Source organism: Hamadaea flava, from assembly GCF_024172085.1.
Lineage (GTDB): Bacteria > Actinomycetota > Actinomycetes > Mycobacteriales > Micromonosporaceae > Hamadaea > Hamadaea flava.
Genome location: NZ_JAMZDZ010000001.1, coordinates 5,010,371 through 5,031,406, shown reverse-complemented (window position 1 = coordinate 5,031,406; position 21,036 = coordinate 5,010,371). Strand labels below are relative to the sequence as shown.

General features: G+C 71.3%; 16 protein-coding genes and 3 pseudogenes. 6 read left to right on the top strand and 13 right to left on the bottom strand.

Annotated elements, in window-relative coordinates; all coding sequences use genetic code 11:
* The first annotated feature begins 42 nt into the window (after positions 1–42).
* Both eccD and mycP read left to right on the top strand, forming a co-directional pair.
* Positions 43–1,479: a type VII secretion integral membrane protein EccD gene (gene eccD, locus HDA40_RS23785; protein WP_253763761.1), complete on the top strand. Its 1,437-nt coding sequence runs from the start codon at positions 43–45 to the stop codon at positions 1,477–1,479.
* 55 nt (positions 1,480–1,534) lie between these two features.
* Complete coding sequence (gene mycP, locus HDA40_RS23780; RefSeq protein WP_372502926.1) at positions 1,535–2,779, top strand: type VII secretion-associated serine protease mycosin; 1,245 nt, start codon at positions 1,535–1,537, stop codon at positions 2,777–2,779.
* Positions 2,780–2,884: 105 nt separating this feature from the next.
* Here the strand turns inward: mycP and HDA40_RS23775 are convergent, their stop codons facing one another.
* From HDA40_RS23775 to HDA40_RS23750, 6 genes and pseudogenes are all read right to left on the bottom strand, one after another.
* Positions 2,885–4,066 carry a MarP family serine protease gene (locus HDA40_RS23775; protein WP_253759520.1) on the bottom strand — a complete coding sequence of 394 codons (1,182 nt, stop codon included), beginning with the start codon at positions 4,064–4,066 and terminating at the stop codon, positions 2,885–2,887.
* Between the two features lie 4 nt (positions 4,067–4,070).
* On the bottom strand, positions 4,071–4,706 hold the full coding sequence (locus HDA40_RS23770; protein ID WP_253759518.1) for an NUDIX hydrolase: 636 nt from the start codon (positions 4,704–4,706) through the stop codon (positions 4,071–4,073).
* Entirely contained in the window at positions 4,703–5,269 is a 567-nt protein-coding gene (locus HDA40_RS23765) for a TlpA disulfide reductase family protein (RefSeq protein ID WP_253759516.1), read from the bottom strand. Before HDA40_RS23765 ends, HDA40_RS23770 begins: the two co-directional genes overlap by 4 nt.
* A gap of 125 nt (positions 5,270–5,394) precedes the next feature.
* Positions 5,395–6,150 (bottom strand): annotated as a pseudogene (nth, locus tag HDA40_RS23760) (endonuclease III); the annotation flags it as partial.
* A gap of 18 nt (positions 6,151–6,168) precedes the next feature.
* Positions 6,169–7,341, bottom strand: a complete 1,173-nt coding sequence (locus tag HDA40_RS23755) for a CapA family protein (RefSeq protein WP_253759514.1) — start codon at positions 7,339–7,341, stop codon at positions 6,169–6,171.
* A 75-nt stretch (positions 7,342–7,416) separates the two neighbouring features.
* Positions 7,417–8,073, bottom strand: coding sequence for an adenosylcobinamide amidohydrolase (locus HDA40_RS23750; RefSeq protein ID WP_253759512.1), 657 nt, complete (start codon positions 8,071–8,073; stop codon positions 7,417–7,419).
* A gap of 156 nt (positions 8,074–8,229) precedes the next feature.
* On the opposite strand from HDA40_RS23750, the gene HDA40_RS23745 reads away from it, so the two are divergent.
* The 3 genes from HDA40_RS23745 (at position 8,230) to HDA40_RS23735 (ending at position 9,947) form a co-directional block, all read left to right on the top strand.
* Positions 8,230–8,907 (top strand): Crp/Fnr family transcriptional regulator, encoded by a 678-nt coding sequence (locus tag HDA40_RS23745; protein ID WP_253759510.1) that lies wholly within the window; start codon positions 8,230–8,232, stop codon positions 8,905–8,907.
* Between the two features lie 180 nt (positions 8,908–9,087).
* Positions 9,088–9,591 (top strand): chaplin family protein, encoded by a 504-nt coding sequence (locus HDA40_RS23740; RefSeq protein WP_253759508.1) that lies wholly within the window; start codon positions 9,088–9,090, stop codon positions 9,589–9,591.
* Between the two features lie 41 nt (positions 9,592–9,632).
* A complete protein-coding gene (locus tag HDA40_RS23735; protein WP_253759506.1) occupies positions 9,633–9,947 on the top strand; it encodes a chaplin family protein in 315 nt (104 codons plus the stop codon).
* A gap of 306 nt (positions 9,948–10,253) precedes the next feature.
* Here HDA40_RS23735 and HDA40_RS23730 read toward each other — a convergent pair whose 3' ends face one another.
* The 7 genes and pseudogenes from HDA40_RS23730 to sp36 all read right to left on the bottom strand — a co-directional run bounded on the left by HDA40_RS23730 (position 10,254) and on the right by sp36 (position 19,884).
* Entirely contained in the window at positions 10,254–12,272 is a 2,019-nt protein-coding gene (locus HDA40_RS23730; RefSeq protein ID WP_253759504.1) for an ATP-binding protein, read from the bottom strand.
* Positions 12,269–13,789 (bottom strand): acyl-CoA carboxylase subunit beta, encoded by a 1,521-nt coding sequence (locus HDA40_RS23725; protein WP_253759502.1) that lies wholly within the window; start codon positions 13,787–13,789, stop codon positions 12,269–12,271. Before HDA40_RS23725 ends, HDA40_RS23730 begins: the two co-directional genes overlap by 4 nt.
* A 237-nt stretch (positions 13,790–14,026) precedes the next feature.
* A pseudogene (locus HDA40_RS23720) lies at positions 14,027–14,797 on the bottom strand (serine/threonine-protein kinase); the annotation flags it as partial.
* A 22-nt stretch (positions 14,798–14,819) separates the two neighbouring features.
* Positions 14,820–18,461 (bottom strand): annotated as a pseudogene (locus HDA40_RS23715) (adenylate/guanylate cyclase domain-containing protein); the annotation flags it as partial.
* Positions 18,458–19,186: an MBL fold metallo-hydrolase gene (locus HDA40_RS23710; protein WP_253759500.1), complete on the bottom strand. Its 729-nt coding sequence runs from the start codon at positions 19,184–19,186 to the stop codon at positions 18,458–18,460. The pseudogene HDA40_RS23715 and the gene HDA40_RS23710, both read right to left, overlap by 4 nt.
* Positions 19,187–19,243: 57 nt before the next feature.
* Complete coding sequence (locus HDA40_RS23705; protein ID WP_253759498.1) at positions 19,244–19,726, bottom strand: RidA family protein; 483 nt, start codon at positions 19,724–19,726, stop codon at positions 19,244–19,246.
* Positions 19,726–19,884: a Sp36 family protein gene (gene sp36 / locus HDA40_RS23700; protein WP_253763759.1), complete on the bottom strand. Its 159-nt coding sequence runs from the start codon at positions 19,882–19,884 to the stop codon at positions 19,726–19,728. Before sp36 ends, HDA40_RS23705 begins: the two co-directional genes overlap by 1 nt.
* A gap of 122 nt (positions 19,885–20,006) precedes the next feature.
* On the opposite strand from sp36, the gene HDA40_RS23695 reads away from it, so the two are divergent.
* Positions 20,007–21,023 carry an Rv0361 family membrane protein gene (locus HDA40_RS23695; RefSeq protein ID WP_253759496.1) on the top strand — a complete coding sequence of 339 codons (1,017 nt, stop codon included), beginning with the start codon at positions 20,007–20,009 and terminating at the stop codon, positions 21,021–21,023.
* Positions 21,024–21,036 lie beyond the last annotated feature (13 nt).

The window sequence follows — 21,036 nt, the reverse complement described above, 5'->3', positions numbered from 1 at the left end:
TGACGGTGAGGGGCGATTCGTGATAGACGTACTCCGGTGAGCATGACCTCCGCCGCGCTCGGGCTCGCGCGCGTCACCATCAACACCCCGCATCGCCGGGTGGATGTGGCGCTGCCGGAACAGATCGCGATCGCCGAAATCCTCCCCGAACTCCTCCAGCACGCCGGCGAAGGCTTCGCCGACGAAGGCGAGCGGCACGGCGGCTGGGTTCTGCGCCGCGCCGACGGCACGTCGCTGGCCGGCGACCGCAGCCTCCACCAGCAGAACGTGCGTGACGGCCAGGTCCTGCACCTGGTTCCGGCGCGCGCCGACTGGCCCGAACTGGAATACGACGACGTCGTCGAAGCCATCGCCGAGGGCGCCCGTCGCCGCGGCGCGGGCTGGTCACCCGTCAGCACTCGAACCGCCACCGTGGTGGGTGCGGGCGTGCTGCTCGCGGGCGGCGTACTCGCCATCCTGCAGGGCGGACCGGGCTGGCAGCCCGGTGGCTGGCTCGGCCTCGCCGCAGCGGTGCTGCTGCTGTTCGCGGGCGTGGTCGCCTCGCGGGCGTACGGCGACGCCCGGGTCGGCGCGGTGCTCGGCGGGTTCAGCCTGCCCTACGCCTTCGCCGGTGGCGCGCTCATCCTCGGCGGCGACACGCTGCCCGGCGCGATGGGCCTGGTCCCCTGGCTCGGGCAGGCGCAGCTGCTGCTCGGCGCGATGTGCGTACTGCTCTTCTCGGCCCTCGGCGGAGCCGGTGTCGGCGGCCGGGTCCGGGTGTTCACCGCCGGCGTCACCTTCGGCCTGCTCACCGGGCTCGCCAGTCTGCTCAGCTTCCTCGACCCGGCCGGCGCGGCCGCCGTGCTGCTCGCGCTGCTGGTCTGCGGCATCGGTCTGGTCCCGGTGCTCGCGATCCGCTTCGGCAAGGTGCCGGTCCCGTCGGTCACGCTGCCGACCGGTCAGGGCGCCAAGGAGATCTACGCGGCGGGCTCCTCGCCCTCGCTGGAGGCCGCGCGCCGGCTGCCCGATCGGCAGCGCGTGTTCTCGGCGGTCTCCCGGTCCGAAGAGCTGCTCTCCGGAATGCTCATCGGATACGCCGTCCTCACCGTCGGCGCGACTGCGGTCCTCGTGACCGGCGGCGGCGTGGCGGGCAAGGTGCTGACCGCGGTCGCGGCCGTCGCGCTGCTCCTGCGCTCGCGGCTGTTCGTCAGCCCGCGTCAGCGGGTTCCGCTGCTGGTCGCCGGCCTGACCGGGATCACCGTGCTGCTCGTCGGCATGGTGCTGAGCGCCGACAGCAGCATGCGGGCGCTGATCGCGGTGGGCTCGGTCGCGATCGCACTGATCGTCGTGGTCGCCGGGCAGGCCTGGTCCACGAAGCCGCCGTCGCCGTACATCGGACGGATCGCCGACCTCTTCGAGATGCTGATCGTCGTGTCGGTCATCCCGGCCGCGCTCTGGGTCCTCAACGTCTTCGATCAGATTCAAGCCATCGCCGGGTGATTGTCACGCCGCAAGGCGTGCGCTCATCGATCAAAGCCGGTAGGTTTCACCCATTGTGAGACGCCCGTCGGCTGAACGCAGCGCCGGATCGCAGAAGACCGCGACGGCGCTGCTTCGTGTGGGCGCGGGGCTCCTGCTGGGCGTGGCCGCGGGTTTTCCGGCGTCACCGGTGTCCGGGTCGAGTGCCGCCGGCGGTCAGGGCGCCGGGCTCGCCGCCGACAAGGTACGCGGAGACCAGTGGCAGCTGGGCCAACTGCACGCGCAGCAGGCTTGGCGCTGGTCGGACGGCAGCGGCGTGACCGTCGCGGTCATCGACTCCGGTGTGGACGGTCGCCATCCCGATCTGTCCGGTCAGGTGCTGCCCGGGACGGATTTCGTCCGCCCCGGCGGCAATGGCCAGACCGACGCGGTCGGCCATGGCACCACGGTCGCGGGGCTGATCGCCGGGCGGGCCGACGACTTGTCGGGCGTCCTCGGGTTGGCGCCCGGCGCGAAGATCCTCCCGGTTCGGGTGCTCGACGCGAAGAACGAATACGACGACGCCCGGGTCGTCGCCAACGCCGTACGCTGGTCGGTCGACCATGGTGCCACCGTGATCAATCTCTCTCTGGGCGGTTCGGTGAGCAGTCCCGAACTGGCCGACGCCCTCGACTACGCCTTCGAGAAGGACGTCGTCGTGGTGGCCTGCACCGGCAACGAGTCGCCGCCCAATCCGGACGACGTCTGGTATCCGGCGCGAGAGCCCGGCGTACTGGCGGTGACCGGGCTCGGCCACGGCAACGGCCGGACGTTGTGGTCCGGCGCGCTGACCGGACCCGAGACCATTCTCGCCGCGCCCGGAGCCGACCTCGTCGGCGCTCGGCCGGGCGGTTATTGGACGGTCGAGGGCACCAGCTTCGCCGCGCCGCTGGTGAGCGCTACGGCGGCGCTCGTCCGATCGAAGTGGCCGGAGATGTCGGCCGCCAACGTCGTGAACCGCCTCATCGCCACCGCCGGCGATCTGGGCCCGCTGGGCCGGGACACGACCTACGGCTACGGCATGGTGGATCCCGTGGCCGCGTTGACGCTGACGGTTCCCGCGGTGGCGGCGAACCCGCTCGACACCGTCCCGCCACCGGGCAAAGCGCGCTTCGGAAAGGCCGGAGCATCGGCGACCGCGTCACCGGCCGCGAGCGTGGCCCGGGCGCAACCCGAGCGGGCGGCCGGTCATCGGCCGCTCCTCGCCGCACTGCCGGCCGGGATCGCGGTCGTCCTCGTGCTTGTCGGCGGGGCCGCGGCCACCCTGCGCCGCTTCACCTGAGCCCCTTGCCACCCGTCGGTGCCTGTTGGGTTAGGCGCTGGATCACGGATGTGCGTGCTTCCCGGGCGCGAGCAGCATGCGTAACCATGATCTGGCGATGACGCGTCAGGCGCAGGTCTGGGTGCCGACCCCGGTCGTCTTCGTCGCGCCGGCCGCCGCCACAGGTGTCGCCTCGTCGGCCGTCACCGCGAAACCGGTGTTCTTGTCGTCGGCCGCGGCAGCGAAGATGACCCCGAGTACGCGGCCGTTCGGGCTGATCAGCGGCCCCCCGGAGTTACCGCTGCGGACCAGCGCCCGGATCGTGTAGACCTCGCGGGTCACCTTCTGGTCGTCGTAGATGTCCGGCCCGGTGATGTCGCCGACGTCGCGTACGCGGGCCGGCTGGGCGTTGTAGGGCCCGTCCAGCGGATAGCCCAGCACGATCGCGTCCGCGCCGGTGTCCACCTCGTTGTCGGCCAGCCGCAGCGCCGGAGCGGAAAACCCTGGGACGTAGAGCACCGCCAGGTCGCGTTCCGGGTCGTAGACCACCACCCGCGCGGAATGCCGGTCGCCGTCCTCGTCCTTGATGGCCACCGCCGTCGTCCCCGCGACCACGTGGGCGTTGGTCAGGACGTGCTCGGGGGCGTACACGAAACCGGAGCCCTCGATGCGGCGGGAGCAGCTCGGTGCACTGCCCAGCACCTTGACCACCGACTTGTGGGAGTTGACCACCACCTGCGACTTCGCCAGCGCGCTGTCCGGCTCGGGCACCGGGCGTACGCGGGTGGGCACGAGGTCGCCGAAGACGTCCGGGAAGCCGTTGGTGTCGATGGTCTCCTGCAGGGCCTGGGTCAGCTTCGACGCGTCGTTCGGCATGATCTTGTCGATACCGCTGAGAACCACGCTGTTGCGTACGGAACTCGACAACCAGTCCGAGTCGGACTTGCCCAGCGGTATGGCCACCAACCACGCGACGATCGCGACCGCGACCACCGAGACGACGGCGCCACCGAGGTCGTCCACCGTCTGAAAGCTGCTGTTGGTGATCCCGCCGCGAAGTTTCGAGCCGAGCCAGCCGGTCGCCGCCTGCCCGAGGATGGCCAGGCCGAACACGGCGATCAGGGCGATGACGATGCGAATCGTGGGCGAGGCGAAGTGCTCGGCGAGCAGCGGACCGATCTGCAATCCGATCAGGGCGCCGACGAAGAACCCGGCGAAGGAGAGAACCCCGATGAGAAAGCCCTGCCGGTATCCGGAGATCGCAAAAATGATCATCAGGATGATCAGCACGGCATCGACCACGGACATCCGCCTAGCCTACGGGGAGATTCTCGACGCGAGATGTGTCCCAAGGCCGGCTCCACCCACCGAGGTCCAGCAGAACGGTGAGGATTCCGGCAGTGAAACCCCAGACGAGCAGGCCACCGACGGAGAACGCCGGTCCGATGTATCCGCTCGAATGCCGGATGCGCAACCGATTCGCCGGATCGGTCAGCTCCGTCAGCGGCAGCCGCGCCACTCGCTCGACCTCGGCCGGTTGGACGGCGTACACCGGGTGCGGGCTGTGCCACCAGGCGAGGACCGGCGTGACGACGAAGTCGCTGACGGATATCCAGATCGGCGGAAGTTCGCTCAGCACCGTCACGCTGGCCGGGTCGAGACCGACCTCCTCGTTCGCCTCGCGCAGGGCGGTCTGCTGCGGTCCACCGTCGCCCGGATCGGCTGCGCCACCGGGAAACGCGGGCTGCCCGGCGTGATTGCGCATCGTGGCCGCGCGCTGGAGCAGCAACACATCGGGGCCGTGCTCCTCGGATTCGCCGAACAGCACGAGCACGGCTGCTTCGCGCCCGCCGTGCTCCGGCAGCGGCCAGCGGCTGAAATCGGCCGAGCGGGACTCCGCGACCCGCTCCTGCAAACCCTTGAGCCACTCCGGGATCGGCGCCGTCACACCTTCACCCCGAGATACCGGTCCACCAACTCGGTCAGCTTCGCCTCATCGAGGGCCGAACCCTGATAGACGTACGCGATCCGGCCGTCCTTGACGAAGACGGTCGCCGGCAGCGCGCTGGACTTGATGCGTTCCGCCTCGACGAGTGCGGTCGCGAGGCGGCCCCGGTCGTCGAAGAGGGTCGGGAAGGTCACGTGCAGTTCCTCGGCGAGCGCGGCCGAACTGTTCCTTTTATCCGTCGTGACCACGCCGATCACCCTCGGCGCGTCCTTCTTCCCGGCGAGCTGGGTGAACGCGGGCAGTTCGCGGATGCAGGGCTGGCACCACGACGCCCAGAGGTTCACCACGACAGCCCCCTTGAGCTGGGAGAACCGCACCGACTGGCCACCGTGGAAGCAGGGCAGCGTCACGTCGGGCAGCTCCGGCGAGGCGTTGTCGGACGAGAGCGCGGCGCACTCCGCGAACGGCCCGTCTATCGGTGGCTCGGCATTCTTCGGCTCGTCACTGCCGCAGCCGGCGAGCAGGAGCGCGCCGGCCAGCACCGTGACCGCCCACCGCCTCACGCGGCACCCTGGCCGGCGCCGGTCCGCCGCGAATCGGGCTTCGCCGCATCGGGATTGTCGGCCGGCGTGACCCGGGCCACCTTCATGGCGGAGCCCGCCTTGGACACCCCGCCCGAGTCGACCGGCAACTCCTCGTCGACGAGTGCGGCCAGCTCTTCGACCCGCGGACCCTTGAGCAGCTTGACCGCCTCGGCGCGATTGGTCGGGCCGAGGCCGTAGGACGGGCAGGAAAGGGCGAGCGTGCACGCCCCACAGGCCGGCTTGCGCGCGTGGCACACCCGACGCCCGTGGAAGATCACCCGGTGCGACAGCATCGTCCAGTCCCGACGCTCGATCAGTGCGCCGACGGCGTGCTCGATCTTCACCGGATCGGTCTCGTCGGTCCACTTCCACCGCCCGACCAGCCGGCCGAAGTGCGTGTCGACGGTGATCCCCGGTACGCCGAACGCGTTGCCGAGGATGACGTTGGCCGTCTTGCGCCCGATGCCGGGCAGCTCGACGAGCTGAGTCAGCTTCGCCGGGACCTCACCGTCGTACTTCTCCACCAGCGCGGCGCCCAGCTTGATCAGCGAGTCCGTCTTGTTGCGGAAGAAGCCGGTCGGCTTGATCATCGTCTCCAGCTCGGTCCGGTCGGCGGCCGCGTAATCGGCTGCCGTCGGATAGCGCGCGAACAACTTCGGCGTGACCTGGTTGACCCGTTCGTCGGTGCACTGCGCCGAGAGGATCGTCGCCACCGCCAGCTCCAGCGGGGTCGTGAAGTCGAGTTCACAGTGCGCGTCGGGATGGATCACCGCCAGCTCGCGGGCCATCTTCCGGGCCCGGCGTTTGCGGCCCAAGTCGGTCTCGGTCACGGCGTCGAGCGTACGTCGCCGCCCTGACATCCGCCGCGACCGGCCGGGTCAGGCAGCCGGCGGCGTGATCTTGCCGGAGGACTCGATCTTCGGCCCGGTGGTCGGGAAGTCCGACTTCGTGAGGTTCCGGATGGCGGTCGCGCCGCGCTTCTGCGCGTCCGGCCCGGGTACGCCCTGGCTGTTCATGATCGCCGAGTCGAACTGGCCGCCGACCCAGGTGCCGTCCTTGGTCAGCTGCACCTTGAGGACGCCGGTGTAGCCCAGGACGCCGTCCGGCTTCAGCGTGCGGCCGCCGCCGAGGAAGTTGCCCAGGCTGTACGCGATCAGCCGGCCCTTGTAGAACTCCATCGCGCGGAGCACGTGCGGGCCGTGCCCGACGATCAGGTCGGCGCCGGCGTCGATCATGGCGTGCGCGAACCCGATCGGATTGCCCCGGTTCTCCCCCAGGAAGATCTCGGTGCCCGGCTTCACATGGGTGTACGCCGTACCCTCGGAGCCCATGTGCACCTGCACGACGACCAGATCTGCCTGCTTGTCGGCCTGCTGGATCAGCTGCTTGGCCTTCGGGATGTCGATCAGGCTGTTGTTCCACGCGTACGAGGAGAAGCCGACGACGGCGACCTTGATGCCCTTGACGTCCACGACGGTGATCTCGCCGGGCGCGCCGGTGTGCTTGAGCCCGACCGCGTCCAGGGACTTCTGGGTGTTCGTGTACCCCTTCGAGCCCATGTCGTTGCCGTGGTTGTTCGCCATGTTCATCAGCTGGTAGCCGGCGTTCTTCAGGTGCTTGGCCCAGCTCGGCGGCACGTAGAACTGATGGCAGCTGGTCGAGCCGGCGCCGCACTTGCGGTAGCCGGTGTCCTCGGTGACCGGCTCCTCCAGGTTGCCCATCACCAGGTCGCCCTTGAGCAGCGGCTTGACCTTGGTGTAGAGGTCGTTCCCGCCGTTGGGCGGCATGTTGCCCGGCCCGCCCATGACGTTGTCGCCGGTCGCCGTCAGCGTGATCGCCTCGGCCACGGCCGCAGCGGTCTGGCTCGGCGAGGGATCGGCGGCGTTGCTCGACGCGGCGGCGGCGGGCGAACCACCGTTCCACTGCGGCTTGCGCGTGGCGTTGAACGCGCCGTACGCAGCACTGGCCGCGCCCACCAGGACTACCGCGACCGCGAGGCCGAGGATCAAGCGGGGGCGCGACGAACGGGGGGTCTGTCGAGGGGCGGACATCGCGCACAGACTACCCGGCGGACAAGCCCTCCGCCGACCCCGGAGAACGGGCCGAACAGGGCCCCGAAAGGTTGATCAGGTCCGATCCGACCAGCCGACCGGGTCGGCTCGGAAGTCCCGGCCGCCGCGGAGAATCGCCTGGTGAACGGCGCGTGCGAGGGGTGCGCCCCAGCGCGACCGGGGACCCCCGTACGCCTCGGCCGGCCCGGAATCGGACACCACGACACACACCGCGTCGGTCGAGGTCCCCGTGGCGGCGTACCCGAGCTCGAAAAGGGCCTGTGTCTTCGCCTCCGTGACGGTGGCGACGGCATTGACCAGCGCGGCATCGCTGAGCCGCGCGGGCAGGAAGGCGATGATGTTGACCGTGCCGACGAGTTCGCCGAAGTCCTCGGCGGGTGCTGCGGCGAGGATCGGGCGGCCGAGGCCGACCGTGGCGAAGACCTCGACCCCGTCGTCCTCGGTGGTGACCACCCGCGCGACGTCGACCCCGGTCATAAGCCCGGCACCGGGTCCGGAAAGGCCGAGATCTCCCGCGATGTCGGACAGGTGAACGCCAGGATCATCGCGGTCGTACGACATCGGAACAGTGGCGTTCATCACCCAACGGCGCTCGCCGATGCCCCCGCCGAGGGGACCTGAGGAGATTGTCGGGATTGCGCCCGGCAACCGCCAGACCAGCAGCGGTGCCAAAAGCCCGCCCTCTTCGCGAAAGACCAGCTCAGGACGCACCGCACGACCCTACTCTGGGGCTAACAGCGATCTTTTGGGTACCCGTCCGGTTCTCGTCGCGTTGCGCCTAGACTGACGTTGCGCGTTTGTTGCGTGGCTGCCGCAGGCAGCGCAGAAGCAGGCAAGCGCAGAAGCGCACAGGTGGAGGTGTGGCGCATGGATGAGGTGCTGGCCCGCAGCGGGATCTTCCAGGGTGTCGATCCCGAGGCCGCGGAGGCTCTCGCCCGTGAGATCGAGACCATCGAGGTTCGCAAGGGCGAGGTCGTCTTCAACGAGGGCGAGCCGGGCGACAGCCTCTACATCGTGCTGTCCGGGAAGATCAAGCTGGGCCGCCGCGCCGCGGACGGCCGGCAGAACCTGATCGCCGTGATGGGTCCGTCCGACATGATGGGCGAGCTGTCGCTGTTCGACCCCGGGCCGCGGACCGCCACGGCCACCGCCGTCACCGACTCCCGGCTGGCCCGCCTGCGCAAGGCCGCCCTGCGCCCGTGGCTGACCAATCGGCCGGAGATCGCCGAGCAGCTGCTCCGCGTCCTCGCCCGGCGGCTGCGCCGGACCAACGACGCGCTCGCCGACCTGATCTTCACCGACGTCCCGGGCCGGGTCGCCAAGAACCTGCTGCAGATGGCGGGCCGCTTCGGCACCCGCGACGGCGGCGTCCTGCGGGTCACGCACGACCTCACCCAGGAGGAGCTGGCCCAACTGGTCGGGGCTTCCCGGGAGACCGTCAATAAGGCGCTCGCCGACTTCGCCTCGCGCGGGTGGCTGCGACTCGACGGCAAGAGCGTGATCATCCTCGACCCCGAGCGGCTCGCTCGCCGGGCTCGCGTCTGAGGTTTTTTCAGGTACGCACTCTGCATACCGTATAAATCGGACATTGCCGGGAATTCTGACGGAATTACCCGGCATTTCCTATGTCGCTCATCCGACACAGCAGCGTCAGTTGCCCGAATCGCCTCGTTTCTCGAATCGTCCAACCGGTACACCCGACGATTCGAGAGAAGGTCCCTCGCGATGAAGACGTGGGTTCGACGCTCACTCAACGCCGGCGCCCTGACCGCCGGCGCGCTGCTGGCGACCGGCACCGCCGCTCACGCCGACGCCACGTTGGTCAGCAGCGACAACGTTGGCATCCTCAACGGCACTCAGGTCCTGCTGCCCGTCCAGGCCCCGATCGACGTCTGCGGCAACGCTGTCGCCGTCGGCGGCGCAGCCGGTGCGGGCTGCGTCGGCGGCTCGGCCGCCATGCTCTCCCCCGAGTGGGGCTGGGCGCACTACCAGGCCAAGACCGGCCCGAACATCGGGATCGGCAACGGCACCCAGATCATCGCCCCGATTCAGGTCCCGGTCGACGTCTGCGGCAACGCCGTCGCGGTCCTCGGCCAGGCGTACGCCGGATGTGAGGGCGGCGCCTCGGCGACCATCACCGGCAAGACCAAGCCGGGCGGGCACTACACGAAGGAGTCCACCGAGGCGGGCGTCCTGCCGAGGGTCTGGTCGACGGACTGCCGGTCGTAGGCAGCCTGCTCGGCGGCCTCACCGACGGCTCCGGCCTGCCCGTGGTCGGCGACCTGCTCGGAGGCTCCGGCCCGGCGGCCGGTCTGCTCGGCGGCCGGCCCGCCACCGAGATGCTGGAGAGCACCGGCGCCCCGACCGAGGGCAAGGGCAAGCCGCGTCCGTGCGGCTGCCCCAGCGGCCACGACGACCACGGTCACGGCAGCCCGACGCTCGTCAGCACGGGCAACATCGGGGTCCTGAACGGCACCCAGGTGTACGCCCCGATCCAGATCCCGGTGAACATCAGCGGGAACGCGATCGGCGTACTCGGCTCCGCGACGGCGTCGAGCGTCGGCGGGTCCTCCGGCCAGCAGTAATCCCGAACGGCCGGTCTGCCGGAGGTTTCAAGCGGCAGACACTGCAACGTCACTCCGGTGGACAGCCCGGCAGACCGGCAGCACCGCCCTTTCGCACGAGCCGCCGATCGGCGGGGACCACCATCCAGTCCCCGCGGGTCGGCGGCTCCTTCGCATTCGGGCTTGTTGATCAGGCCGCTAGGGAGTCGATCAGGATGCCGCGGACTTGAAACCACCCGGTCGATCACGACCATAGGTTCATGATCACGCGGAAAGTCGGGGGAGCCACGCGGAAAGTCGGGGGAGCCACGCGCAAAGTCGGGGGAGTTAGGGGGTGAGGATGGCCAGGACGGTGCCGGTGTCCACCTGGGAGCCTGCGGTCACGGGGAGAGCGGTGACGATGCCGGCGGCGGGTGCGTGCACCGGGTGCTCCAGCTTCATCGCCTCGACGGTCATCAGCAGTTCGCCGATGTCCACCCGCTGGCCGGGCACGACCAGTACGCGGCCGACCGCGCCGGGCAGTGGAGCGGTCAACGCCCCTTCGGCGAGTTCCGATCCCGGTAGGGGGAAGCGGGGCAGTTCGGTCAGCGCGAGCGAGCCTTCGACACTGTCCACGTAGGTCACCGCGCCCACCCGATGCAGGTGGACGGCGAGCAGGATGCCGATGACGTCGAGGACGACCAGCGTCGGGGTCGCCGACACCACCGCCACCGGCGGATGGTCTTCGGAGAGCCCGGGTTGGCCCAGCGGGGCCAGTTCGAGATCTTCCGGGTCGACGGCGCGTACCCACCATTGGGCCAGCGCTCCGGTACGCGAGAAGCGGTACCCGACCTCGACCGGCCCCGCCGGTCCCTCGTAGACGGCGGTCTGGGCGGCGGTGGGGACGTTTCGCCAGCCCGACGGAATGCTGGCCTGCCAGGCCGCGCCGTTTCGCCGTTCAGCGGCCGCCCCCAACGCGGCGGCGAGGCAGGACAGGCGTACGGCGTCCACGCTGGACAGGAGTGGGGCGAGCACCTCGGGATGCCGGTCGAGCATCGAGGTGTCGGTCTGCCCGGCCAGGAAGGTCGGGTGGCGCAGCGTACGCACCAGCAGGTCCCGGTTGGTGACGACGCCGTGGATCCGCGCTCGGGCCAGGGTGGCGGCGAGCAGCCGGGCGGCCTCGGGCCGGGTCGGCGCCCACGCCACGATCTTGGCGAGCAGCGAGTCGTAGTGGACGCCGATCACGGAACCCGGTTCGACCCCGCTGTCCAGGCGGATGCCGGGTGCGGTCAGAATGCTGAACCGTCCCGCGACGCCGGGGATCTCCAGCCGGTGGATCTCGCCGGTGGCCGGGAGATGGTTGGCGGCCGGGTCCTCGGCGCACAGTCGGGCCTCGATCGCGTGCCCGCGAAGCGGCGGCGGGGTGAGTACCGGCAGCGGCCCGCCTTCGGCCACGACGATCTGCATCCGGACCAGGTCGACGCCGGTCACGCATTCGGTGACGGCGTGCTCGACCTGGAGCCGGGTGCTCATCTCCAGGAAGTAGAAGTCGCCGTTCGGGGTCAGCAGGAACTCCACCGTGCCGACGCCGACGTAGCCGACCGCCTGCGCGGCCGCGATGGCCGCCCGGCACAGGTGCTCACGCAGCTCCGGCGTCACCACCGGCGACGGCGTCTCCTCGATGACCTTCTGGTGCCGGCGCTGGATCGAGCACTCCCGTTCGCCCAGGGTGACGATCCCGCCCTGCTGGTCGGCCAGGACCTGCACCTCGATGTGGCGCGCGCCCTCGATGTACTTCTCGCAGAACACGTCCCCGTCGCCGAACGCGCCGAACGCCTCCCGGCGGGCCGACGAGACGGCCTCGGCCAGGACGGCGCGCTCGCGGACGATCCGCATCCCCCGCCCACCGCCGCCGGTGGACGCCTTCACCAGCACCGGGAACTCGTCGACCTGGTCGGGATCCGTCCAGCTGGGCAGGGTCGGCACGTCGGCCTCGGCGAGCAGCGCCTTGGCGTCGACCTTGTCCCCCATCACCTCGATGACCTTGGCGGGCGGGCCGATCCAGAGCAGGCCGGCCTCGGCGACCGCCTCGGCGAAGTCCGGGTTCTCGGCGAGGAAGCCGTATCCGGGGTGGATCGCATCGGCCAGCGTCTTGCGGGCGGCCGCGATGATCAGGTCGCCGCGCAAGTAGGTGGCGCTGGGCGCGGCCCCCGGCAGATGGACGGCGTAGTCGGCCTCGGCGACGTACGGGGCGTTCGCGTCCGGATCGGAGTAGACGGCGACCGTCTCGATTCCGATGGTCCGGCAGGTGGCGAAGATGCGCCGCGCGACCTCGCCGCGGTTGGCGACGAGCAACCGCCTGATCATGCTCCCCCCAAAGTGGACGTCGCCCCGATCGAGGGCAGGACCGACAGGCAGATGCCGAGCACCGTACGGGTGTCGCGGGGGTCGATGACGCCGTCGTCGTGCAGCAGGCCGGACTCGTGCAGCGCGCTGGCCGGCGGGATGTCGGGGGTGCCGGCTCCGGTCTCGTCGACCGCCGTCCGGTGCACGGCGACCGCCTCCAACTGGTCCGGCGGCAACACCGCGGCGCGCGCGTTCGGCCAGCTGAACAGGAAACGGGGCCGCATCGAGCGTCCGCCGAGCACCTGACCGGCCGAACCGTGCGCGCCGCCGACGGCGATCGTGATCATCGGGACGGGGCAGGTCGCGATGGTCTGCACGAGCGCGGCGGCGTGTACCGAGATGCCGCCGCCCTCCTGCGCCACGCCCAGCCCGAATCCCCTGGTGTTGGGCAGGAACACCAGCGGCACCCGGGCCGCCGCGGCGAGCTGCACGAACCGGGCCGCCTTGGTGGCCTCGTCCACGCCCAGCAGCGGGCCCGCACTGGCGATGACGCCGATCCGATGGCCGTGCACCGAGCCGAAGCCGGTCCGCAGCCGTTCCCCGAACAATGGGGCGACCTCGTCGAACTGGCTCGCGTCGAGCACGCGGGCCAGGATCTCCCGGGGATCGAACGCGTCGTCGCCCCGGGCAACGGCCAGCAGATCCTCGGGCTCGTGCCGGGGTGCGACCACCTGTCGCGGCGACTCGGTCACCTCCGGGCACAGCCGGTCGACGGCTAGGCGTACCAGGCGCAACGCGTCCCGTTCGTCCTCGGCCAGCTGGTGCGCCATCCCCGTCCGGGTCGCGTGCAGCGTCGAACCGCCGAGCGCCTCGTCGTCGACGGACTCCCCGGTCGCCGCGCGTACCAGGTGAGGACCGGCCAGATGCACGCGCGCCTGTCCGCGTACCAAAATGGTCTGATCGGCGATCGCGGGCAGCGTGACGCCACTGACCACGCCGAACACCGCGCAGATCGCGGGCACTCCGGCCGCGCGGAGCAGGGCCTGGTCGCGCAGCGAGGCACCGCCGGCGAGCAGCAGCTCGCCGCCACCCGCCGGGTCCGGACCGTCGCTTTCCACGAGACTCACCAGCGGCAGGCGGTTGGCCAGGGCGATCTCCGCGGCCCGCGCGAGCTTCCGCAACGTGTACGCGTTGAGCGAGCCCCCGTGGACGGTGGGATCGCTGGCCGTCAGTACGCACGGCCGCCCGGCGACGACCGCGAGCCCGGTGACCACGCCCGCGCCCACCGGCCGACCGGTGCCGTAGCCCGCCAGGGTGGACAGTTCGAGGAAGGCGCTGTCCCGGTCGACCAGCAGTTCGATGCGTTCCCGCGGAAGCAGTTTGCCGCGCGCGTGATGCCGGGTGACGTGCTTCTCCCCGCCGCCCTCGACGGCCCGCGCGAAGGCCGTCTCGACCTCGCCGAGGGCAGCCGTCATGAGACCACGGTTGTCCAGATAAGACGGTGTCCGGGGATCCAGGCTGGTCTCGAGAATCGCCATGTCCGCCCTAAGTCCATCTTCTCCACCGCAGTCGACAACACGACAACGAGTGGTTCTTGAAGACCGGTACGCACGATTGGCGTGTTGTGCCCGACTGGCGCGTTAAGCGGTATCCAGCCCGAACAGCCGGGCGAGCGACCAGCGACGGGGCGTGGCCTCGGTCGGCTCGTCCCCCGGCGACCGGCGCGGCTTGGGCACCACGCCCTCGGTGTGATCAAGTTCCTTGAGCCGGGCGATCAGCTCGCGGGCGGTCGGCCGATGCTCGGGATCGTTCGCCATCCCCGTCCGCAGCACCTCGACCAGCTCGTTCGGCGCGCCGGGGACGTCCGGGATGGGTTCGCCGAACAGTTCGAGCAGGGCGGCGATGCCGCCCATCGCCTCGTCCCGCCAGCGGGGCGGAGCCCCGGTCAGCAGGGCGTACAGGGTCGCGCAGAGTGCGTAGACGTCGGCCGAGGGCGCCGGGCGGGCGCGGTCGAACATCTCCGGCGGCGCGTACGCCGGAGTGAGGATCTCCAGGTTCACCGTCGGGTCCCGCAGCTCGACCAGGATGGCCAGGCCGAAGTCGGCCAGGGCCGGCTCACCGAAGGAGCTGACCAGGATGTTCGCCGGTTTCACGTCCCGATGCAGGACGCCGAGGTCGTGCGCGTCGGCGAGCACTCCGGCCAGCTTGACGCCCAGCTCGCGGACCTCGCTGGCGATGAGCACGCCGCGCTTCATGCGGTCGGCGTACGACTCGGCGCACAGCTCCATCACCAGGAAGGGCCGGCCGTCGTCGAGGACACCGGCGTCGAAGAGGTCGACGACGAACGGGTGCGACGACATCCGCCCGGCGGCGTGCGCCTCACGAAGGAACCGGCGACGATCGTGCTCGTCGTCGAGGGTGCGATTCTCGACCTTGACGGCGACCTCCCGGCCGACCGAACCCTGGGCGGCACGATAGATCGTCGCGTAGCCGCCCCGGGCGAGCAGCTGAAGCTCGCCGAGGCCGGGGATGACGGGTGTGCTCACAGGGGAGAACTTAGCGGCTCGTAGATGCGGCCGGATATCCCATCGCCGACTCGCAGGCCGCAAGGACCCGTTCGGCCGAGACGCGACTACGCACATCGTCGGCCCGGAGTCCGACGGCGAGCCGAGCCTGCTCCAGCGCCTCCGCCGGTCGGCCGTCCGCGAGCAGGGCCCGGGCGTACAGGGCGACCGCCTGCCGACGGGCGAACAGCATCGACGGTGCGTACGGCGCTTCGGCCAACGGGCGCAGCACGTCGAGCGCCTCGCGTACGCGGCCACTGGCCAGATGCGCCGCACCGAGCAGCGCCTTGGGCCCGACCTGCGCCGACTCCAGTACGCCGTGCGCCCGGGTCAGCGTCAGCACCCGCCGGGCGTCGCGCTCGGCGCCTTCCGGGTCGCCCTGCTCCAGGCTGATGAAGCCGCGGATGCTCCCGGCCATGCCGAGCAGGAGGGGGTGGTTGACTCGCTCGCCGTATTCCAGGGCATCGCTGAGCAGGTCGGCGGCGTGCCCCAGCTCGTTCAGCTCCCGCGCGATGACACCCCGGACGACCAGGGCGAACCCGCGTCCCCAGAGATCGTTGGCGGCGGCGAAGTCGCGGTACGCCCGCCGGGCGTCACGGTCGGCGGAGTCGAGTTCGCCCAGCTCGGCGGCGGCGTACGCATCGACGGCCCGGAGGGTGCCGACCGCCCACACCTCGCCGACGCGCTCCCCGAACGGCAGGAACACGCGGGCGAGCCGCTGGGCGTCCCGGAGCCGTCCGGAGAGCAGCCGGTTGAACGCGAGCGCACCCCGCAGCCAAGCCCGCCCGACCGGGTCGTGCAGTTCGGCGAACAGCCGGGCCGCTCGGGCCAGCGCCGCGTCCGCCCCGGCGAAGTCGCCCCGGGTCGTGGTGACCCACGCGAGGTTCTGCAACGACCAGGCCTGCGACCGGCGATCCCCGGCGGCCACGGCGACCTGGTACGCCGCCGTGAAGCGGCTGCCCGCGTCGGCCAGCCGCCCGTTGAGGAAGTCCGCCATGCCCAGGCGGCGCATCGCTTCGGCGCGTTCGGCCGGAGCGTCCACCGCGGTCGCCACGGTCAGCGCCTCGTGCCAGCATTCCGAGCCCCGGGCGGGGTCGCCCAGCTCCCGATGGGCGCGCCCGGCCAGCAGCAGAGCGGCAGCGCGAGCGCGGCCGTCGTCGCCCGCGTTCGCGGCGATCTTCTCCGCCTCGACCAGGGCCTCGGCCGGGCGGCCCGACTGGAGCAGCGCCCGGGTGTGGACCAGCCAGATCTGCACCGGCAGCGGCACCGAACCGGTGGTGGCGAGCTTGCGGGCCCGGGCGGTCAGGTCGAGCGCGGTGACCGGCTCACCGGCGTGGGTGGCCCGGGTCGCCGACCGGCCGAGCGCGGCGACGCCGAGCGTCGCGACCGACCGCGCGGACGAATCCGGTCGCAGTCGGATCGCGTCGGCGAGGAAGGCCGCCCGTTCGGCGTGCTCGGCGATGAACTCGTCGCGGGCGTCGTCGGAGAAGCCTGCCAGCGACGGGGGCAACGCCCGGCCACTCGGCGCGATCCAAGCCGGGGAATGCTGGCGCGAGCCGCCAGAAGTGCGGTCCAGCTCGGCATCGGAGCGCTGGCCGACCTGGTCGGTGAGCAGCCCCCGGGCGGCCCACTCGGTGAGGAACGCGTGCCGCTCGGCCAGATCCGCCTTGGAGATCCCGGCGTACGCCGCCTCCCGCAGCAGTGGGGTGGCGAAGGCGTACCCGCCGCGCTGGCGTCGCAGCATGCGCCGGGCGAGCAGTTCGTCCACCGCCCGGTCGAGTTCCACCGCGACGACCGCGGCCGGGCGGCCGTCCCGGGACGAACGCCGTTCCCGCAACGCCTCCAGGGCTCCGGCCGGCGTGCTGTCACCGACGACCGCCGCGTCCCGCAGCACCGAACGGGCGTCGGGCGGCAGCGCGTCGATACGCGCGGCGAGCACCGCGGCCAGATCCCGGGAGAGCAGCCGGGCGTCCAGCGACCCCGGGGTGAGCCGCCACTTCGTGTCGCCGTCGGTCTCGACCGGGCGGGTCGCCGAGCGCGGACTCGGCCCACGGGTGAGCGCACCGCGCTCCATGAGCAGCGTGACCAGTTCGGCCAGGTAGAAGGGATTACCCTGCGCGGTCGCGAGCAGCCGGTCCTCGTCGGCCTGCGGCAGGCGGCCGCCCCGGAGGTAGCTCGACAGCAACCGGGCGGCGTCGGCGCCCCGCAGCGGCGGCAACGCCTGCACCTCGGCGTCGGCGAGCCGGGTCAGCAGACCGGCGGTACGCACCAACTCCGGGCGGCCCAGCAGAACCACCAGCACCGGACCGTCGAGTTCCTCCAGCATGACGCCGAGGGCGTCCACTGTCTCCGGAGTCGCGTCATGCAGGTCGTCCACGATCACGACGAGCGGCGACTCCAACGTCAGCGCCGAGAGCAGCTGGGCGACGGCGGTCGCGAGGACCTTGATGTCGACCCCCGTACGCTCCACGCCGTCCGGCAGCCCGTCGCCGATCGCGGGCGCACCGGACGCCGGGTCGGCGGCCACCCCCAGGAGGGTCAGCAGATACTCGGTCGGGATCTCGGGTACGGGCTGCTCCGGACCCACCCGGGTGGCGAGGCGGCTGGACAGTCGCCGCAGCCGTTCCTCCACGGCGGGTCGCGTCAACGCGGTCGACGTGGCGTCGACAGGCAGCCCGATCGCGGTGCGGACCAGGTCGGCCAGCGGCGCCAGCCGGCGGCGCTCGCCGAAAGCGGCACAGTGGACCGACAGCACCCGGGTCCCGGTGTCGATCCGGCGGGTGGCGAACCGGCCGGGCCCGATGTCGTACCCGGCCGCGTACCGCTCGACCTCGGCCGCGAACCGGGTCTTGCCGATGCCCGCCTCGGCCGTCATGACCAGGACACGCGGCTGCGCCCGGTCGATGACCTCGGCGAGCCGGCCGATCACCCGGCCCAGCTCGGCTTCGCGCCCGACGTAGGGGGCCTCATCGCCGATGCCGCTCCGGGTGCCGGGCGCGTCGTGCAGGCCGAGCAGCTCGAACGTCTCGACCGGATCGCGTTTGCCCTTCAGCCGCAGTGGCCGCAGCTCCCGCCAGCCGGCCAGGTGCCGGGTCGCCGAGGCGGTACGCGCACCGGCGTACACCGCGCCGATCGCGGCGGCGTCGGCCAGCCGGGCGGCGGTGTTCACGGTGTCGCCGATGACGGTGTACTCCAGCCCCGCCTGGACTCCGGCGATGACCTCGCCGGTGTTGAGCCCGACGCGCAGCCCAAGCGGAGCGCCGCCGCCCCGCTCGTCGTCGAGCACCCGGCGAACGGCCCGCTGCATCGACAGCGCCGCGCGAACGGCCCGCTCGACGTCGTCCTCGTGCGCGACCGGAGCGCCGAAGACGGCCATGATCCCGTCCCCGGTCAGCTTGTCGACGTGCCCGCCGAAGGTCTTCACCGCACCGGCGAGCGCCGACATGACCCGGTCGGTCACCGCGCCGACCCGCTCCGGGTCCAGCTCCTCCGACCAGGAGGTGAAGTCGGAGAGGTCGCCGAAGAGCACGGTCACGTTCCGCCGCTCGGCCTGCGGCAGGTCCGCCGCGCCGGGCAGCGCCGCACCGCAGTTGTGGCAGAAGTTGGCCCCGGGTACCGCCACCGTGCCGCAGATCGGGCAGGTCACGGGTTGCCCCGGAGGTAGGCCAGTTGCGACCGGACGGTCCACTCGGCGGCCATCCGCACGCCGGGGTCGACGTCGGCGTACACGATCCGGACGACGTCCTCCGGCGTCTCCGCGCCCTGACGCAGCGCGTCGCGTACCTGATCGAGGCGCTCCAGGCGGTGCTGGAGCAGCCAATTCGCCGCGGCGGCGCAGTCGGGCAGGATCGGGCCGTGTCCGGGCAGGACGGTGACGCCCTCCAGCTCGCTCAGGTATTTCAAGGTCTCCAGGTACGCCCCGACGTCGCCGTCCGGCCACATCACGACGCTGCTGCCCCGGCCGAGGATCGCGTCGCCGGTGAAGATCACTCGGTCACCGCCCCGGTCGACGAGGAAGGAGACCGAGTCGCTCGTATGCCCGGGGCTGGGCACGACGGACGCGCCCTCGATCACCTCGGCGACGCGCTCGGGGGCGATCCGCTCCGCCCCGGTCAGCTCGATCAACCGCGGTACGCCTTCCACGTGATCAATGTGACCATGCGTGATCGTCGTATACCTGATTGCGCCGATCGCCCGGAGATGCTCGTCGTCCGCCGGCCCCGGATCGATCGCCAGTACGCCGTCCACAACCCACGTGTTGGTGCCGTCCAGGGTCATCGGAGAAGGGTTGGGCGCGAGCAAATGCCGGATGAACCCGGGCAGACCGGACTCCGGACCCCACCCCGCTCGCGCCCCAACCCCATTAGTCACGTCACGATGTTACGTCGCTCTCAGCGACGCTCCTTACCTGCTTTTCGCACCGTGGGACTATTCGCCGACTTCGGCGATGACCTCGACCTCGACCGGCGAACCGAGCGGCAGCTCGCTGACGCCGACGGCGCTACGGGCATGCCGGCCGGCCTCCCCGAAGACCGCCCCGAACAGCTCGGAAGCGCCGTTGACAACGCCCGGCTGGCCGGTGAATCCCTCGGCGCTCGCCACGAACCCGGCGATCTTGACGATCTTGACGACCTTCTCCAGGCCGACGAGCGCGTCGATGGCGGCCAGGGCGTTCAGCGCACACCGCGCAGCCAGCTCCTTGGCCAACTCGGGCGCGACGTCCGCGCCCACCTTGCCGGTCGCGAGCAGCTTGCCGTCGGCCATCGGCAACTGGCCGGAGACGTAGACGTGGGCGCCGGACTGGACGGCCGGCACGTACGCCGCCACCGGCGGTACGACGTCGGGCAGCGTGAGGCCCAGCTCGGCCAGCCGGTCGAACGGGTTCACCCCGGACGCGGGAACCTCGGACATCACGCCTCCTTCGGCCGCTTCATGTACGCGACCAGCTGCTCGGGGTTCGGGCCGGGCACGACGGCGACGAGCTCCCAGCCGTCGGCGCCCCAGTTGTCCAAGATCTGCTTCGTGGCGTGCACCAGCAAGGGCACGGTGGCATATTCCCACTTCGTCAAGGAGACCGTCATGAGGACAAGGTATCCATGACGACCGGGGTGTGAGACAGCGGGACGCGGGCTGCGGCGGGTTGTCCGGGGCCGATATGCTGGGCCGCCTTACGACACTGGGGAGCAGAGCAATGACCGACCCGAACCGACCGTCGGAGGAGCATCCGGCGCCGGGCAGCTACCCGCCGCCCGCCGATCCGTTCGCCACAGGCGGGTACCCGGAGCACACCGCGTCCTCCGGTCAGCCTGCCTACCCGGGCAATCCGGCGACTCCGTCGAGCCCGGCCCAGCCGCCGGCGTACCCGGCGACTCCGGAGCAGCCACCCGCATACCCGCCCGCGCCGCAGTACGGGCAGCAGCCCCAATACGGGCAGCAGCCGCAGTACGGGCAGCCCGCGCAGCCGGCGTACCCGCCGACCACTCCGCCGACGACCCAGCTGCCTCAGTACGGCCAGCCCGCGCAGCCCCCGGCGTACGGGCAGCCCGCGCAGCCGGCCCAGCCGCAGTACAACCCGGGCGCTGCCCAGGTGCCGCCGTACGGCACGCCGCCCACCTCGGGCGGGCCGACCTCGGGCGGCGGCTACCCGGCCGGGGCGTACCCGACCTCGGGTCAGGCGTACCCCACGACCGGGCAGACCTTCCCGGGCGCCGGCTACCCCACGACCGGCTTCCCCGGCCAGCCGGAGCAGCCGAAGAAGAAGAGTAAGGCGCCGATGATCATCGGCATCACGCTCGCCGTCGTGCTCGTCCTCTGCCTCGGCGGCGGTGTGGGCGCGTACTTCCTGCTGAAGAACACCGACCAGGGCGGGCAGGGCGCGGCCGACCCCAAGGCTGCGGCGACCGCCTTCCTGGAGGCCTTCTACAAGGACCAGAGCGCCAGCGACGCGGAGAAGACGGTCTGCGCCCAGGCGCGCGACTCCAAGACGATCACCCAGCAGGTCGACGCGATCAAGAAGCTGGCCGACACCTACTCCCGGCCGACGTTCACCTGGGACACGCCCGCGGTCAGCGACACGACCGAGAAGGACGCGAAGGTCACCGTCAAGCTCACCATGACCACGGCCGATGAGAAGGTCAGCAAGCAGGAGCTCGTGCTGACCACCATCAACGACCAGGGCTGGTGGGTCTGCGACGTGCAGTCGAAGTAAGTGCCTGCATAGC